The sequence below is a fragment of the Sphingopyxis sp. MG genome (assembly GCF_002953155.1).
Lineage (GTDB): Bacteria > Pseudomonadota > Alphaproteobacteria > Sphingomonadales > Sphingomonadaceae > Sphingopyxis > Sphingopyxis granuli.
On record NZ_CP026381.1, the window covers coordinates 1,719,010 to 1,735,033 of the forward strand.

At 67.5% G+C, this 16,024-nt stretch carries 17 protein-coding genes and 2 tRNA genes; 6 read left to right on the plus strand and 13 right to left on the minus strand.

Annotation, left to right across the window (positions count from 1 at the left end; genetic code table 11):
• Positions 1–66 precede the first annotated feature (66 nt).
• Positions 67–1,245 carry a bifunctional 2-C-methyl-D-erythritol 4-phosphate cytidylyltransferase/2-C-methyl-D-erythritol 2,4-cyclodiphosphate synthase gene (locus C3E99_RS07930; RefSeq protein WP_067106606.1) on the plus strand — a complete coding sequence of 393 codons (1,179 nt, stop codon included), beginning with the start codon at positions 67–69 and terminating at the stop codon, positions 1,243–1,245.
• 2 nt (positions 1,246–1,247) lie between these two features.
• Positions 1,248–1,808, plus strand: coding sequence for a CinA family protein (locus C3E99_RS07935; RefSeq protein ID WP_067106607.1), 561 nt, complete (start codon positions 1,248–1,250; stop codon positions 1,806–1,808).
• Here the strand turns inward: C3E99_RS07935 and C3E99_RS07940 are convergent.
• Positions 1,748–2,230, minus strand: a complete 483-nt coding sequence (locus C3E99_RS07940; protein ID WP_067106609.1) for a type II toxin-antitoxin system RatA family toxin — start codon at positions 2,228–2,230, stop codon at positions 1,748–1,750. The genes C3E99_RS07935 and C3E99_RS07940 overlap by 61 nt on opposite strands.
• Positions 2,231–2,232: 2 nt before the next feature.
• Positions 2,233–3,168 carry a lipoyl synthase gene (gene lipA, locus C3E99_RS07945; protein ID WP_104960347.1) on the minus strand — a complete coding sequence of 312 codons (936 nt, stop codon included), beginning with the start codon at positions 3,166–3,168 and terminating at the stop codon, positions 2,233–2,235.
• Between the two features lie 63 nt (positions 3,169–3,231).
• Here lipA and C3E99_RS07950 point away from each other — a divergent pair, with 63 nt between their 5' ends.
• Positions 3,232–3,888 carry a carbonic anhydrase gene (locus tag C3E99_RS07950; RefSeq protein ID WP_104959665.1) on the plus strand — a complete coding sequence of 219 codons (657 nt, stop codon included), beginning with the start codon at positions 3,232–3,234 and terminating at the stop codon, positions 3,886–3,888.
• Positions 3,889–4,093: 205 nt separating this feature from the next.
• On the opposite strand, the gene C3E99_RS07955 is transcribed toward C3E99_RS07950, so the two are convergent.
• Together C3E99_RS07955 and ettA are read right to left on the minus strand one after the other, a co-directional pair.
• Positions 4,094–4,552: a PaaI family thioesterase gene (locus tag C3E99_RS07955; protein ID WP_076075337.1), complete on the minus strand. Its 459-nt coding sequence runs from the start codon at positions 4,550–4,552 to the stop codon at positions 4,094–4,096.
• A gap of 22 nt (positions 4,553–4,574) precedes the next feature.
• Entirely contained in the window at positions 4,575–6,254 is a 1,680-nt protein-coding gene (gene ettA, locus C3E99_RS07960) for an energy-dependent translational throttle protein EttA (RefSeq protein ID WP_076075335.1), read from the minus strand.
• A gap of 135 nt (positions 6,255–6,389) precedes the next feature.
• Here ettA and C3E99_RS07965 point away from each other — a divergent pair, with 135 nt between their 5' ends.
• The gene (locus tag C3E99_RS07965; RefSeq protein WP_076075332.1) at positions 6,390–7,793 is read left to right on the plus strand and encodes a M28 family peptidase; all 1,404 of its coding nucleotides are present in this window, start codon (positions 6,390–6,392) and stop codon (positions 7,791–7,793) included.
• Between the two features lie 147 nt (positions 7,794–7,940).
• Positions 7,941–8,222, plus strand: coding sequence for a hypothetical protein (locus C3E99_RS07970; RefSeq protein WP_076075329.1), 282 nt, complete (start codon positions 7,941–7,943; stop codon positions 8,220–8,222).
• An 89-nt stretch (positions 8,223–8,311) separates the two neighbouring features.
• Here the strand turns inward: C3E99_RS07970 and C3E99_RS07975 are convergent, their stop codons facing one another.
• The 7 genes from C3E99_RS07975 to C3E99_RS08005 form a co-directional block, all read right to left on the minus strand.
• The gene (locus C3E99_RS07975) at positions 8,312–8,464 is read right to left on the minus strand and encodes a peptide ABC transporter permease (protein WP_104959666.1); all 153 of its coding nucleotides are present in this window, start codon (positions 8,462–8,464) and stop codon (positions 8,312–8,314) included.
• Between the two features lie 2 nt (positions 8,465–8,466).
• Positions 8,467–8,838: a PRC-barrel domain-containing protein gene (locus C3E99_RS07980; protein ID WP_067106618.1), complete on the minus strand. Its 372-nt coding sequence runs from the start codon at positions 8,836–8,838 to the stop codon at positions 8,467–8,469.
• Between the two features lie 183 nt (positions 8,839–9,021).
• Positions 9,022–9,098: transfer RNA gene (locus C3E99_RS07985), tRNA-Pro, on the minus strand.
• Between the two features lie 37 nt (positions 9,099–9,135).
• Positions 9,136–10,611 carry a M20 family peptidase gene (locus C3E99_RS07990; RefSeq protein WP_076075327.1) on the minus strand — a complete coding sequence of 492 codons (1,476 nt, stop codon included), beginning with the start codon at positions 10,609–10,611 and terminating at the stop codon, positions 9,136–9,138.
• Between the two features lie 63 nt (positions 10,612–10,674).
• Positions 10,675–10,750, minus strand: a tRNA-Ile gene (locus tag C3E99_RS07995).
• Between the two features lie 56 nt (positions 10,751–10,806).
• The gene (locus C3E99_RS08000) at positions 10,807–11,799 is read right to left on the minus strand and encodes a polysaccharide deacetylase family protein (protein WP_234002644.1); all 993 of its coding nucleotides are present in this window, start codon (positions 11,797–11,799) and stop codon (positions 10,807–10,809) included.
• A gap of 59 nt (positions 11,800–11,858) precedes the next feature.
• Entirely contained in the window at positions 11,859–13,538 is a 1,680-nt protein-coding gene (locus C3E99_RS08005; RefSeq protein WP_234002645.1) for a histidine kinase dimerization/phospho-acceptor domain-containing protein, read from the minus strand.
• Positions 13,539–13,705: 167 nt separating this feature from the next.
• On the opposite strand from C3E99_RS08005, the gene C3E99_RS08010 reads away from it, so the two are divergent.
• Positions 13,706–14,179 (plus strand): Lrp/AsnC family transcriptional regulator, encoded by a 474-nt coding sequence (locus C3E99_RS08010; protein ID WP_104959667.1) that lies wholly within the window; start codon positions 13,706–13,708, stop codon positions 14,177–14,179.
• A gap of 83 nt (positions 14,180–14,262) precedes the next feature.
• On the opposite strand, the gene C3E99_RS08015 is transcribed toward C3E99_RS08010, so the two are convergent.
• Together C3E99_RS08015 and C3E99_RS08020 are read right to left on the minus strand one after the other, a co-directional pair.
• Positions 14,263–15,543 (minus strand): hypothetical protein, encoded by a 1,281-nt coding sequence (locus C3E99_RS08015; RefSeq protein ID WP_076075319.1) that lies wholly within the window; start codon positions 15,541–15,543, stop codon positions 14,263–14,265.
• Positions 15,544–15,712: 169 nt separating this feature from the next.
• A complete protein-coding gene (locus C3E99_RS08020) occupies positions 15,713–16,009 on the minus strand; it encodes an Hpt domain-containing protein (RefSeq protein ID WP_076075317.1) in 297 nt (98 codons plus the stop codon).
• Positions 16,010–16,024: the final 15 nt, after the last annotated feature.

Sequence of the window (16,024 nt, forward strand, 5' to 3'; positions counted from 1 at the left end):
TGAGCACGCCACCTACACGCTTAGCGGCTTTCCCGCAAGCGGCGGCTGCGCTAACCGGCGCGCGTCATGACCGAGTCGGCTCCCCTTCCCGCGCCGCGCGCCGTCGCGATCCTGCTGGCCGGCGGCCAGGGCGCCCGCGCCGGATTCGACCAGCCGAAGCAGATGCAGACGCTGGGCGGCAAGCCGGTGCTACGCTGGAGCCTCGACGCCTTCGCCGCACATCCGGCCATAGCGGAGGGCGTGCTGGTGGCGAGCGGTGCCGTCGCCGCAGCGGCGGGCGACCTGCCCCGCGGCTGGACGATCGCCGCGCCGGGCGCCGAACGGCAGGATTCGGTCGCGAACGCGCTGGCGGCGCTGGCGGACGAGCCCGACGAGACGCCGCTGCTGGTCCATGACGCGGCGCGGCCGGGGGTCGAGGCCGGCGTGATCGACCGGCTGCTGACCGCGCTCGATACGGCCGAAGCCGCGATCCCGACGCTGCCGGTCCCCGACACGCTGGTCGAACATGGCGGGAGCGAAGCGGGCGCGACCGTCGACCGCAGCGCGCTCGCCCGGGTCCAGACACCGCAGGCCTTTCGGCTCGGCACCCTGCGCCGCGCGCATGTCGCCGCGGCGGCGAACGACGCGACCGACGATGCGCAACTCGTACGGCGGCTCGGGCTCCGCGTTGCAACGGTCGAGGGCGATGCGCGGCTGCACAAGCTGACCTATGCCGCCGATCTGACGATCCTGTCGGGGCTGCTGGAAACGGAGGGGCGTATGCGGACCGCGGTCGGAATGGGGTATGACGTGCACCGGCTGACGGCGGGCAAGCCACTGTGGATCGGCGGCATCGAAATCGCGCACAGCCACGGGCTCGAAGGGCACAGCGATGCCGACGTCGCGCTCCACGCGCTCACCGATGCCATCTTCGGCGCGCTGGGCGAAGGCGACATCGGCGATCATTTCCCGCCGAGCGACCCGCAATGGCGCGGAGCCGCCTCGTCGCGCTTCCTGGCCTTTGCCGCCGAGCGCGTCGCGGCGCGCGGCGGCCGGGTGTCGCACGCCGACCTGACGATCATCGCCGAGGCGCCGCGGATCGGCCCGCACCGCGCCGCGATGCGCGAACGGATCGCGGAAATCCTTGCGGTTTCGCCCGATCGCGTTAGTGTGAAGGCGACAACGACCGAGCGGCTGGGTTTTGCGGGCCGCCGAGAGGGGATCGCCGCGCAGGCCGTCGCTACGTTACAACTTCCGGAGAATTGATCTTGCAGCCTGTCGATGAAACGCGCCGAGTCGCGCGTGAAGAGGTCGCCGCGTCGGTTCTGGCCGCCAATCGCGCGGCGGAGCGCCGGGTCGCGGTCGCCGAAAGCTGCACCGGCGGCATGGTGTGCGCGGCGCTGACCGATATCGCGGGGAGCAGCGACGTGTTCTCCGCGGGCTTCATCACCTATTCGGGCGATGCCAAGCAGCGCCAGCTCGACGTCAGCAGCGAAATCCTCGAAACCTTCGGCGAGGTGTCGCTCGCGACCGCGTGGGCGATGGCGGCGGGCGCGCTCGCCAATAGCGACGCTGACGTCGCGGTGGCAATCACCGGCATCGCGGGCCCCGGCGGCGGGTCGGAGAAGAAGCCGGTCGGACAGGTCGTGTTCGCGCGCGCGCTGCGCGGGCAGGACCCCGACGACTATTTCTCGCAGGTCGTGCGTTTCCAGTCGACCGAACGCGCCGCGATCCGCCACGCGGCGACGCTGTTCGCGCTCGACCTGCTTCAGCCCGAGAAGGACTCGCTGCGACCGTCGTCCGACGACATCGAGCTTCCCGCGCCGTAAAGGACCGCCGCGCGGTCCTCGAACGCCGCGATCATGCGGCGCAGCGCCTTGTCGAACATCTGTCCCGCCAGCGTTTCGAAGACGCGGTTGCGGAACGAGAAATCGACGAGGAAATCGACGCGACAGCCGCCGCCGTCGAGCGGCGCGAAATGCCATTCATTGTCGAGATGGCGCATCGGTCCGTCGATATAATGGACCGCGACATGGGTCGGCCGATGCTTTTCGACCCGGCACGAAAAACTCTCGCGCAGCCCCTTGAAGCCGACGATCATGTCGGCGAGCGCCGCGTGCTCGTCCTGACTGCGTACGCGCAGGGCGACGACCCATGGCAGAAATTCGGGGTAACGCGCGATATCGGTGACGAGCGCGAACATCTGTTCGGCGCTGTAGGGCAGTTCGCGGGTTTCGTGGTGCCGGGGCAAGGTCAGTCGGCGGCCGCACGCGCCAGCTGCGCCTCGCGCGCCGCACGCATGCGCTCGAAATCGTCGCCGGCGTGATAGCTCGACCTGGTGAGCGGCGACGAGGCGACCTGGAGGAACCCCTTGGCGCGGGCGATCTGGGCATAGGCGTCGAACGCCTGCGGCGTCACGAAGTCGATCACCTTCGTATGGCGCGGGGTCGGCTGAAGATACTGGCCCATCGTCATGAAGTCGATATCGGCGCTGCGCATGTCGTCCATCACCTGATGAACCTCCATCCTTTCCTCGCCGAGGCCGAGCATGACGCCCGACTTGGTGAAGATCGACGGGTCGCGGCGCTTGACGCTTTCGAGCAGGCGCAGCGAGGCGTAATAGCGCGCGCCGGGGCGGATCGTCGGGTAAAGCCGCGGGACGGTTTCGAGATTGTGGTTGTAGACGTCAGGACGCGCGTCGACGATCGCCGCGACCGCGCTGTCGGGCTTGTTGCGGAAATCGGGGGTGAGAATCTCGATCGTCGTCGTCGGCGTTTCGCGGCGCAGCGCCTCGATCACCTTGACGAACTGGCTCGCGCCGCCATCGGGCAGGTCGTCGCGGTCGACCGAGGTGATGACGATGTGCGTCAGCCCCATCTTCGCCGCGGCGATCGCGACATGTTCGGGCTCGAACGGATCGACCGCGCGCGGCATGCCGGTCTTGACGTTGCAGAAGGCGCAGGCGCGCGTGCAGGTGTCGCCGAGGATCATCACCGTCGCGTGCTTTTTCGTCCAGCATTCGCCGATGTTCGGACAGGCCGCTTCCTCGCACACCGTATTGAGGTTGAGGTCGCGCATCAGGCGCCGCGTCTCGGCATAGCCGGGGCTGGTCGGCGCCTTGACGCGAATCCAGTCGGGCTTGCGCGGGCGCAGGGTCGAAGGGCGGGCGGGCTGTGCGGGTGCGGTCATCGCGCTCACATAATCGCGTGGCCCGCTCTTCTCAACTCCGCATCTTCGGTTTAAGGCGCGCCCATGACTCACTTTGCCGATTTGCTCGATGGCTATGCCCGGTTCCGCGCTACAGGGTGGAAAGAGCAACGAGAGCGATGGGAGCAGCTGGCCGAGGGGCAATCGCCCAAGGTGATGGTGATCGCCTGTTCGGACAGCCGGGTCGAACCCGCGCAGATCTTCGACACCCACCCTGGCGAGATTTTCGTCGTCCGCAACGTCGGCGCGCTCGTGCCGCCCTTCGAAACCACGCCGGGCCGCCACGGCGTGTCCTCCGCGCTCGAATTCGCCGTCCAGATATTGCATGTCGAGGAGATCGTCGTTCTCGGCCACGGGCTTTGCGGCGGCTGCCATGCCGCGCTGCACCGGACGATGGAAGGCACCGAGCCCGGGCATGGCGGCTTCATCGCCGACTGGATCTCGATGCTCGACGAGGCGAGCGCGGCGGTGCGCGCGCGCCACGACGATCTGCACAGCAACGGCGCGCGGCGCGACATGGAATTTTCGGCGGTGAAGGTCAGTCTCGACAATCTGCGCACCTTCCCCTGCATCAGCCAGAAGGAGGAGCGCGGCACGCTGAAGCTGCGCGGCGCGCTGTTCGCGGTCAGCGACGGCATCCTCCACCTGCTCGACGAAGCGACCGGGGAGTTCAGCCCGGTGCCGGTTGCGGCGGTGGATTAGAGATCTTGAGGATATCGGATCGATCCGCCCCGTCATTGCGAGGAGCGTAGCGACGAAGCAATCTCCGGCTATCGGGATCGCAGGACGATAGCTGGAGATTGCTTCGCTTCGCTCGCAATGACGCAAGGGGGTCGATGTAAAGTCATCATCATGCTGGCATGGCGGAGCAATGTAGGAAAGCCGTTTGTCGCGGCGTTCCCGCTGCTCACGGAATCGCGTAGGTCACGTTCGCCTGCCCGATCGGCCGTTCGGGATCGTCGGTCCACAATCGCACGTCCATGACCGCCAGCCGCTTGCCGAGCCGCAGCATGTGCGCGTCGGCCATCACCGGGCCGGGGCGGCACGGGCGCAGGAACTGATAGTTGAGCGCGCTCGTCACCGCCATCGCGACGGGGCCGATATGCGCGAGGACGAGCGCATAGGCGGCCATGTCGGCGAGCCCCATCTGGGTCGGGCCGGACACCAGCCCGCCCGGACGCAACGCCTGTTCATTGGGATCGAGCCGCGCCTGCACATGCCCCGGCGCGACGGACACGACATGTCCGCGCGAACCGGGGCGCGAATGCGGGAAAGCCTCCGCCATGAAGGCGTTGAGCGCCGCCGCGTCCATGCGGATCGCGTGCGACGAAATCGGCTCTGCGGCGGACGCCGCTTCCCCTTTCATGCCGGTTCCCCCATCATGCCGGTCAGCGCGTCAGCTTCTTGTAGGCGACGCGCGTCGGCCGCGTCGCCTCGTCGCCGAGGCGGCGGATCTTGTCCTCCTCATAGGCCTCGAAATTGCCTTCGAACCATTCGACGTGGCTGTCGCCCTCAAAGGCCAGGATATGCGTCGCGAGACGGTCGAGGAAGAAGCGGTCGTGGCTGATGACCACTGCGCAGCCGGCGAAATTCTCCAGCGCCTCTTCGAGCGCCGCGAGCGTTTCGGTGTCGAGGTCGTTGGTCGGTTCGTCGAGCAGCAGGACGTTGCCGCCCTCCTTCAGCATCTTGGCCAGGTGGACGCGGTTGCGCTCACCGCCCGACAGCATGCCGACCTTCTTCTGCTGGTCGGTGCCCTTGAAGTTGAAGGCGCCGACATAGGCGCGCGTCTGCATCTGGTGCTTGCCGATCGTCATCAACTCGTGCCCGCCCGAGATTTCCTCCCAGACATTCTTGTTCGGGTCGAGCGCGTCGCGGCTCTGGTCGACATAGCCGAGGCGCACGGTATCGCCGATCGTGATGCGGCCGCTGTCGGGCGTTTCCTGCCCGGTGATCAGCTTGAACAGCGTCGACTTGCCGGCGCCGTTCGGACCGATGACGCCGACGATGCCGCCGGGCGGCAGCGTGAAGGACAGGTCCTCGAACAGCAGCTTGTCGCCGAAGGCCTTCGAGATGCCTTCGACCTCGATCACCTTGCCGCCGAGGCGCTCGGGCACCTGGATGACGATCTGCGCCTTGCCGGGGGCGCGATTTTCCTGCGCCTCGACGAGCTGGTCGAAGCTTTTGATACGCGCCTTCGACTTGGCCTGGCGCGCCTTCGGCGACTGCCGGATCCATTCGAGTTCGTCGCGGATCGCCTTCTGGCGGCCGGCTTCCTCGCGCGATTCCTGTTCGAGGCGCTTCGCCTTCTTCTCGAGATAGGTCGAATAATTGCCCTCGTAGGGGAAATAGCGGCCGCGATCGAGTTCGAGAATCCAGTTCACGACATTGTCGAGGAAATAGCGGTCGTGGGTGACGAGGATGACGTTGCCCGGATAGTCGACGAGATGCTTTTCGAGCCAGGCGACGCTTTCGGCGTCGAGGTGGTTGGTCGGCTCGTCGAGCAGCAGGATCGATGGCTTTTCGAGCAGCAGGCGGGTCAGCGCGATCCGGCGCTTTTCACCGCCCGACAGATTTGCGACGCTCGAATCGCCCGGCGGGCAGCGCAGGGCCTCCATCGCGATTTCGAGCTGGTTGTCGAGCGTCCAGCCGTCGACCGCGTCGATCTTTTCCTGAAGCTCGCCCATCTCGGTCATCAGCGCGTCGAAATCGGCATCCTCGGGCGGGTCGGCCATCAGCGTGCTGATCTCGTTGAAGCGGTCCATCATGTCGGCGACCGGGCGGACGCCGTCCATGACGTTTTCCTTCACCGTCTTCGCCGGATCGAGCTCGGGCTCCTGCGCCAGATAGCCGAGGGTGATCCCCTCGCCCGGCCACGCCTCGCCGGTGAAATCGGTGTCGATGCCCGCCATGATCTTCATCAGCGTCGACTTGCCGGTGCCGTTGGGGCCGACGATGCCGATCTTCGCATCCGAATAGAATTGCAAGTGGATGCCGTTGAGCACCGGCTTCTGCGCACCGGGATAGGTCTTGGTCAGACCCTTCATCACGAAACTATATTGGGCGGCCATCGAAACGCTCCGAAACTGGCTGGGCCGCTGGTTGCGGCCGGGAGGGGAAAGGAAGTCGGGGGCCGGTTAGCGAATGGGCGGCGGATTGGCAATCGGCGCTTGCTCCCGCCCCGAGGCGGCGGTTAGGAACAGGCCATGCCAAAACGCCCCGTATCCGCCTGCGCTGCAGGCCTCGCCGCCCTTGTCGCCACCCTCTCCGCCGCCCCGGCGCCCGCTCTCCAGCCCGCGGCGCCGGGCGCGCTCGATCTCGCGCTGCACGGCGAGGACCCGGCCTGGTCGATCACCGCCGACCTGACGACCGAAATCGGTCCGCGCCCCGCCGGCACCGAACGCGAGGCCGCGGCGCGGCGCTGGGCGGTCGCGCGGCTGAAGGCGATGGGCTTCGCCAATGTGCGCGAAGAGACCTATGACATGCGGACCTGGGTGCGCGGCGAGGAGAAGGCCTGGCTGACCGCCCCCTTCCTGCCGCAAAGCCTCGCGATCACCGCGCTCGGCAACAGCGGTTCGACCGGCGCCGCCGGTTTCGAGGGGGATGTCGTTTACTTCGCCGGCTTCGACGCGTTGCAGGCGGCGCCCGACGCCGCGGTGAAGGGCAAGATCGTCTTCATCGACAATCAGATGAAGCCGACGCAGGACGGCAGCGGCTATGGCTATTACGGCCGCGGGCGCTTTCAGGGGCCGAACGTCGCGGCGAAGAAGGGCGCGCGCGCGATCGTCATCCGCTCGATCGGGACCGACAACCATCGCAATCCGCATGCCGGCGTCACCAATTTCGACGATGGGGTGAAGCCGATCCCCGCCGGTGCGATCTCGAACCCCGACGCCGACCTGCTCGTCGGCCAGCTCCGGCGCATCAAGGCCGGTGCCGCGGCGCCGGCAGCGCTGCGCATGAAGCTGCTCCTCACGCCGCGCGACCTGGGGCGGCAGAAATCGGGCAACGTCATCGCCGAGGTGCCGGGCAGCGACCCGCACGCCAGCCCGGTGATCCTCGCCTGCCACCTCGACAGCTGGGACCTCGCGACCGGCGCGATCGACGACGCGGCGGGATGCGGCATCATCACCGCTGCGGCGCGCCACGTGATGGCGGCAGGCCAGCCGCGCCGGACGATCCGCCTGCTGTGGGCGGGGGCCGAGGAAGTCGGCGCCTTCGGCGGCCAGGCCTATTTCGATGCGCACGGCGAGGAGCGCCATGCGGTCGCGCTGGAATCCGACTTCGGCGCCGACCGCATCTGGCGCGTCGATTTCGGCCTGCCCGACAGCGCGAAGCCGCTCGCCGACCGCATCGCCGCCGCGCTGGCGCCGCTGGGGGTGACGCGCGGCCGCGACCGGGCCGGTGGCGGCGCCGACATCGGCGCGCTGGTCGCGGCGGGTGTTCCGGCGATCGACCTGCAGCAGGACGGTACCCGCTATTTCGACTGGCACCACACACCCGACGACACGCTCGACAAGGTCGATCCGGTCCAGCTTCGCCAGAATGTCGCCGTCTGGACCGCGACCGTCGCGAGTCTCGCCGAAAGCAGCGATACCGAGCTGCCGTGATTGTTACGGTAAAGTGAACCTTTTCTGCCGCTTCGTCCCATCTCAATTATTTTTGTTGACGATTGGTACGGAAAGACTAAATCCCGCGGCTCGCGGGAAGGGAAAGTTTCCCCAGCGCGGAAAGGCATTTTAGGGAGCCCACACATCATGAAGAAGTTTGCTGCTATCGCCGTTGCTGCCAGCATGTTCGCCCTCGCCGCTTGCGGTGAGAAGGCCGCTGACGACGCCGCCACCACCGAAGCTCCGGCCGCTGACGCGGTTGCCGAAGACGGCGCTGCCGCGACCGCCGAAGGCGCCGACGCTGCCGCCGCCGGTGCGGAAGCCGCCGCTGCCGGTGCCGACGCTGCTGCCGCTGGCGCCGACGCTGCGACCGCCGCTGCTGCTCCGGCCGCCGACGCCGCTGCTGCTCCGGCCGAAGAGAAGAAGTAAGTCGCAGCCCTTCGGGGCATCGACCGAAAGAAAAGAGGCGGTCTTCCCGATGGGAAGGCCGCCTTTTTCTTTGGCACAAAGCGGGCCGGTCAATGCGGAGCGAGGATCGCGGCGACCAGCGCGACCAGCACGAAGGCCGCCAGCCCCGCCGCGAAGATCAGGCGGCGGCGCCGGGTCCGCAGGATAATCTCGCCGCCGCGCACATCCCGCGCCCGATGCAGGGGTTCGGTCGGATGCGCCATCGTCAGAGCATCGGATAGCCGAGGCCGTAATATTCATAGACGGTACGGCCGTAGGTATCGTTGTATTCCGGCGTTTCCTCGCTGCGATAGCGCGGCGCCCCTTCGACCTGGTCCTTGGTCAGGTTGACGACATAACCGCCCTTGTCGGTGTCGTAGGTCAGCATCTCCCACGGAATGGGGTAATGATCGCTGCCGAGGCCGAAGAGGCCGCCGAATTCGAGAACGGCATATTCGCTCTTGCCCGAGCGCTTGTCGATCATCACATTCCGGATCGTCCCGAGCCGCTCGTCCTGCGGGTTGTAGACCGTCGTGCCCTCGACCTTGTCGGACGCGATCAGGCGGTCGGTTTCGTTTCTTTCGATAGTGTCGGCCATGGCTCCTTCTCCTTTTTCGGGGGGAGGAAGCGGCGACGCATGGCTGGCGGCACCGCCACCTTTCCAAGCAACGGATGCGGGGCGCCGATGTTCCGCACCCCGTCGCAAGCACGCCACGGCTGCGCGCCGGGACGGCGAAAACAGGAAGGCGTCCAGAAGGACAGGCAGCATCTGGGAGAGAATTGGTCGGGGAGACAGGATTCGAACCTGCGACATCCTGCTCCCAAAGCAGGCGCGCTACCGGGCTGCGCTACTCCCCGACCGGCCCCGCGCCTTAGCCGCGCCGGGCGCGCGAGTCTATCCCGCCGCGGTCGCGACGAGCCGCGCGTAGAAGTCGATCATCCGCTTGAAGCTGTCGACGCGCATATGTTCGTTGGTGCCGTGGATCATCGCCGATTCCTTCAGCGAGAAATGCATCGGCATGAAGCGGTAGACGTCTTCCGACACCGGTTCCATGCTGCGGCTGTCGGTGCCCGCGACGACGAGGATCGGCGAGAGCACGGCGCCCGGTGCGTCGGCGCGCGCGGCGGCGGCGATCCATTTCCATCCCTGCGAATTGGTCGACGACACGCGCGACGGTTCGCGCGGCGGCTTGACCCAGCTCAGTTCGACCTTCGCGTCGCCCACCGCTGATTTGGCGCGCGCCATGATGTCGGCCGAGCGGTTCCACGGCGCGATGCGATAGTTGATCAGCGCGGAGGCGGTCTGCGGCAGAACATTCTCCTTCGGGCTGCCCTCCAGCATCGTCGGGGCAATGGTGGTGTGGAAGGCAGCAGCGGTCGACGGGACGGCCGCGATCTGGCGCTTGAGCAGCGGGCCAAAAAGCCATTGATTGGCGACCGCCATCCGGGTCGTACCGCCCTTTGCCGCAGCCAGCGCCTCGAGCATCGACGCGCCCGGACCCCGGACTTCGTAGGGGAATGGATCGCCGCTGATGTCGAGGATCGCCTGGGCAAGCGTCTGGACCCCGGTTTCGGTCGGGGGCATCGAGCTGTGCCCGCCCGGCGCGTTCGCCGTGACCTTGAGCGTCGCATAGCCCTTTTCGGCGATGCCGATCATGATCGCCGGGCCGTTGATGACGGGCGTATCGGTGAGGACGAGGCTGCCTTCGTCGATCGTGAAGATCGCCTTCACCCCGTCGGCCTTGAGCTTCGCGGCCGCGGCGATCGCACCCGATCCGCCCGCTTCCTCGTCATGCCCCGAAACGAGATAGATGCCGCGCTTTGGCTGGAAGCCTGCGTTCGCCAGCGCCTCGAGCGCCTCGAACAGCCCGATCAGCGATCCCTTGTCGTCGACCGTCCCGCGGCCCCAGACCGCCTGTTCGGCGATCTGGCCCGAAAAGGGCGGGTATTTCCACTCGCCCTCGGTCCCGGGGGTCACCGGCACCACGTCCTGATGCGCCATGACGATGATCGGCGCGAGCGCCGCGTCGCTGCCCGGCCAGTGATAGATGAGCGTCCGGTTGGGCAGCACCGTGCGCGTCATCGCACCATGAACCGCGGGATAGGTCGCGGCGAGCCACGTATGCAGCCGATCCCATTGCGCGACGTCATTATCGGCCGGGTCCTGATGCGAAATCGTCGGAATCTGCGCCGCGGCGCTCAGATGCGCGACCGCCGCGTCGAGGTCGTAGGACGGGACCGCAGCGAGCCGGACATCGCTGCCGTCGGCGATATCCTTTGGCGCGAAGGTCGCAGTGCGGACCGCCACGGCGCCTGCCACGACGGCGACGACGGCAAGGCCGCCCAGAAAAATCGTGCGGCGTCGCGCCATGATCCCCTCCCCATGCTGTCGAGGCTTCTATGGAGCGCCATGGGTTGCAATTTGCAAGGGAAATGGTGGGCCCGGCAGGACTCGAACCCGCAACCTAGCCGTTATGAGCGGCCAGCTCTAACCATTGAGCTACAGGCCCCCGAGGGGATCAGCGCGCGATAGCGGAGCCGCCGCGCGCTTGGCAAGCGGCATCGCTCATCGCGCGCATCGCGCCAATATGTCGGCGGTGCCAGCGGGGCGCACGCCGCGGCGGTCGAGGTGCGCAAGGACGACGTCCCACCAGCGATAGAAATTCGCCAGATCGCGATCGGTGCGGACATACGGCGTGTTGCCCGGCTGGAGCGATGGCGAATGGAAGGAGAAGGTCAGAATGGGCAGGCGCCGCGCGATCGCGACGTCGATCGCCCGGCACGCGCGGTCGGCGGGAATGCCTTCGGGCGTCAGGGCGATCCGCTCGACGAGGCCGAGCCGGGCCAGCCCCGCCCCGGCGCGACGCCCCACGCGGGCGGCGCCGCGATAGAGCGCGGGTCCGGCGCGGCCCAGCAGTCCCGCGAACACCGTCGTCACCGGCACCTCGACGAGCGGGCCTGCCGGCGTCTCCAGCCGCCAGGGGTGCAGCGGCGCCTTGCGATAATCGGGTCCCTGCCCCGCCCGATAGTCGAAGGCGGATCGCACCGACGTGTCGCACCGGAAACCCAGTTCGGCCAGCATGGTCGCGGTCTCACCCCCCAGGCCGTAGCGCCCGGCGCGATAGACCGTCGGCGCGGTGCCGAAGCGATCACGGATCGCGTCGCGCAGCGCCGTCATCTTGGCGCGCTGGAGCGCGAGTGGGAGATTGCCGGTGTAGCTGTTACGCTCGTTCACCTCTTCGTCGTGCGGCGGCGTCACCCATGGGTGAAGCTGGGCGCCGATGTCGCAGTGCCCCGCGGCCTGCGCCGGGCCGAGGATCGCGAGCGCGCGGTCGTCGGCGACGATCGGCCAGTCGACCAGATAGATGGGACAGACGCCGGCGCGCTCGAAATAGCGCTGACAATCGGCGAGCGCCGGCACCGAATCGAGGCGATAACCGGTTCGCGCGAAGGGCGCGCCCCAGTCGAAATCCTCCTCGGTATCTATCGTGACCCAGAAGACGGGATGGTCGCCTTCCGCCAGGTCGATGCGATCCTTTGCGGCCGGATAGGCCAGCAAATCCGCCGTCCGCTGCAAACGCCCCTCTCCCCTTCAACGCGCGTCGATCGAAGGCCCGATCACTCTCCCCCCGGAGCGGCGCGATCGGCTTCGTGCAACGGGTTGGCCGACGGCAGGTGCAAGGTCAAGGCATTGTCTCCGATCTCGAGACGTCCGCCCGCGCCGTGTGCGAGGCTGTCGACCAGCCGCATCGAGAAGCCGAGGCTGAGGATCGCCGCGCCCGGCGCCTCGCCTTCGGGGCTGAAGCCGGGATCGAGAAGCTCGGCCGCGGAGGCGAACCGGATCGCGGCGGGGCGCACGACACGCAACTGCACCATGTCGCCGGGCGCCGCTTCCGCAACAAGCTGGCCGACGAGCGCGGCCCCTGGACCCGATATATCGACCAGCGCGGTCAGCAGCCGCCCGATCATCCGGCGCGCATTCGCATCGACGGCGCGCGCGGCGAACGAGCGCCCGACGCGCGACAGGCTGAGTTCGACCCGCTGCTGCGCGAGCAACGCGGCCAGATCGCTTTCGACCTGAACCAGAATGCTGTTGAGGTCGGCGATGTCGCCCGGTGCGGGCAGCGCCGGCGCCTGCCCGGCGCGCGCCGCGGCTTCGAGATCGTCGATGATCGCCTGCACCGCCGCGGAGTCGGCGACGATCTGGTCGGCCATCGCGCGATAGGATTGGCTGACCGGGCCGAACATCTGCCCCGAGATGATCTGAGCAAAGCCCGAGATCGCGTTGAGCGGGCTGCGCAATTCGTGGATGAGCTGACGGATCGAGTCGCCCGCGCCATCCGATTCCGGCGCACCATAGGGCGTCTCGTTGCGGTGTGGGCGGCGGGCGGTGCCGCGATAGCCGCGGAACTGGCCGGTCGCCGGATCGAACCAGGGCAAGGCCGAAAAGCGCCATTCGCCGGCCTCTTCGCGCGTCCCTTCCAGCATCATGCGCGCATTGACGATCTCGGCACGCTGGCGAAAGGCCCCGGCGGCGAGGCCGTCGGTCCCGGGTTCGCCGCCGAAGGCCGCCTCAGCAATCGAAAGCCCGACCACCGCGCCGCGCGTGACTCCGTCGACCCAATGGATCAGCCCGTCGGGGCCGGTCTCGAACAGGAAGCGCGTGCGTGGGGGCTTCGGCGCCGCCTGATGACGCGCCGCCTGAAAGCGGTCGATCCGGCGCACCAATTCGCTGATCTGGCTGGGCGCGACGCTGACGACGGGTTCTTCGCGGGATTCGGGCTGCGATTCGGAAGACGGCGCATTCTCAGGCACCGTTTCGCGCATTACGGTAATGGACTCGGCGACGGCCCCCTCGGGCCGCGGCAGGGCCATCGATGCGCTGCCGAGCGCGGCGAGCGCCCGCCGCGCCGCCTGCGGCAGGTCGGTGCGCCCTGCCAGGATCGACCGCGCGGTCGCGTCGGTCGCCGGCAACAGCGCCAGCCAGTCGGCTTCGGTCAGCCGCGCACCGCGCAGCATCGCGGCGGACACGGCGGGAACGTCATGCGCGTAGAGCGCGACGAGGGGGGCGAAGCGGCCGTGGTGCGCGATCGCCTTCGCGCAGTCGCGGCGAATCTTTTCCGGCACCTGCGGCCGCAGCACCGCAAGCGCATGGAGCGCGCGGCGCACATCGGATTCGGGGAGTTGATTGCCGCGCTGCGCGAGAATATCGGAGAGCTGACGCCAGGCCGCGATGCCGGCCCGACGGCTCGACGGCGCCTGACGCAATATGGTCGCGATCATCGAGTCAGCCGTCACGTCGAACCCGCCCCACACTCATTTCGTTGGTTAGCATTTTCTTAGCGGCTAGCGTGAATCCACCGGCCATGAAAGAGGCTTGGAACCCCGCGTCGCATTGTGGGACAATTGCATTCGGCTGAAATAATATTATGGTCACCGCAAGCTTGGAAAGCGGAAGTTACAAGATGGCGATCCAGAAGTTCGATCAGATCGATCTGCAAATTCTCGGTGAACTGCAGAAAAATGGGCGGATGACGAATGTCGAGTTGGCGCAGATGGTGGGGCTCACGGCCCCGCCCTGCCTGCGCCGCGTCCGTGCGCTCGAGGAAGCGGGGGTCATCCGATCCTATCACGCCGACCTCGATCCCGCGAAGCTCGGCTATGGCATCACCGTCTTTGCGATGGTCAGCCTGCGTAGCCAGGCCGAGGCCGATTTGAAGGCGTTCGAGGACTATGTCGGCCAGCTCGCCGAGGTCCGCGAATGCTATATGCTCAACGGTGAAATCGACTTCCTGCTCAAGGTCGTCGCGCGCGACCTTCAGAGCTTCCAGTCGTTCCTCACCGCGCACCTGACGTCGGCGCCAAACGTGACGAGCGTCAAGACGTCGCTGACGATTCGCACCGCGAAGCAGCTGGCGGGCATCCCGGTCGATACCTGACCGCAGGACTGATCGGTCCGGATAAGAGAAAGGGCGCCAACTGCGAGGTTGGCGCCCTTTTCATTTCATTCGCGAATCGCGACTCAGTCGCCGGTGGCAGGAGCCGCGGCCGGGGCCGCGCCGTTGCCCAGCTTGATCAGCCACAGGTTGGCGAGCGGCTTGCGCGAGCCGGCAACCTGCGCGAAGGTCGCCTGTGCGCCCGCCGTGTCGCCCGACAGGGCCTGCGCGACGCCCAGGCGATAGGTCCACAGATCCTTGTCGCCGCCGTTGAGCGCCGCCTTGTAGAGCGGGATCGCCTCGGCATAGCGGCCGTAGCCGACCATCGCATCGCCGGTGGCGCCCGCCACCTTCGGGTTGGACAGCGTCGACGGCTTCTGCGCATAGGCCGCGAGGGTCGATTCCTCGTCGCCGATCCGGTCCTTCTGGGCCTTGAAGGCCTCGTCGAAATTGGCGTCGGGGGTCGGGATCACCTTGCTCGCCCGGCCCTCCTTGATCAGCGAGACGACCTCGCCCGGAAGCGCCGCTTCGGTCGCCAGCGCCGTATATTCGAGATATTCGGCGCGCTGGAGCATCGCCTTGCTGGCGCGCATCAGGCGCAGCGTGTCGAGCGTCACATCCTTGGTCATGCCCGGCTGCTGCAACAGCACGAACAGCGTCTGCCGCCACACCTCGGGCGCGCTATAGTCGCGGAGGCGGAGCGCCAGCATCTCATTGGCCTCGGCGTCGCGCTTCGCGGCCTGGAGCGCCTTGATCGGCCGCACGTAAAGCTCGTCCGACGGCTGCTGTCCGGCGGCACGGGCGGCCTCGATCGTCGCCTTGGCGGTCGCGACGCCCTGATCGACCTGTCCGGCGTTCAGATAGCTGTCCATCAGCAGCAGGCCGAGTTGCGGCTCGGTCGAACCCGCGGCGCGGGCGGCCTCGAGCCGCTGGACGGCCTTCGGATAATCCTTTGCGCCATAGGCGAAGTTGCCGGCGAAGAAATTATAGGCGGCAAGGCTCTCGGGCGGGGTGATGCCCGAATCGAGCATCGCGTCGAGCCCCTGCCGCTGGAGCGACTGGTCCTTGTTCAGGATGCCGAGCTGCAATTGATAATAGGCCAGCCAATAGCGATCCTCGGTCGTCGATGCGGTGCCCTGCCCCTCGGTCAGCGCCGCCTGCAGCGCGGCGGCGTCCTTGGCGGCGGCGGCATCCATCATCTTCTTGACCGACGGCGTGAAGCCCTTGCTCGCGGAAATGCTGGTCCCCTTCGTCTCCTTCTTCGGCTTTTCCTTGGCCGCGGCAGGAAGGGGGGCGGTCGTCATCAGCGCGCAGCCCAGGACAGCGGCGATCGCCGTTGCGGGCATCGAGCGGAAACGGTTGAACATCAAGATCTCTCCTCTGAATCGGTTGCCTGGCCGATGATCCCGGGCGTAGCGGGGGCAGGCCGCGGTTCGATAACGCGGCTAAACCCCCTGCGTTGCCAAGGCAAGACGCCAGCATCGATATTTGCAGTGGAGGACGGCGGCTGAACGGGGTTTGAACCCGGTCCACCGATCAGCCGACGCCGTCGATCGCGCCGTGGATACGCCGCAGCACGGCGGGGTCGCCAGGCACGCCGGCCATTGCCTCTTCGGCGAGCTCGATCAGGGGAACGATGCCGAAGGTCGCCGCCAGCCCCTTGAGCCGCAACGCGGCGACGTGCCAGTTGGCGTCGCAGCGGGCGCGGAGCATCAGGTCGGCAAGGTCGCGCGCGCTGCCGGTGAAGGCCTGGCGCAGATCCATCATCATCGCCGCGTCGTCGCCGACCGCGGCCATCAGGTACCGATCGAGGGGGCCGCTATCGAACGACATTCCACAGCCCTGTCA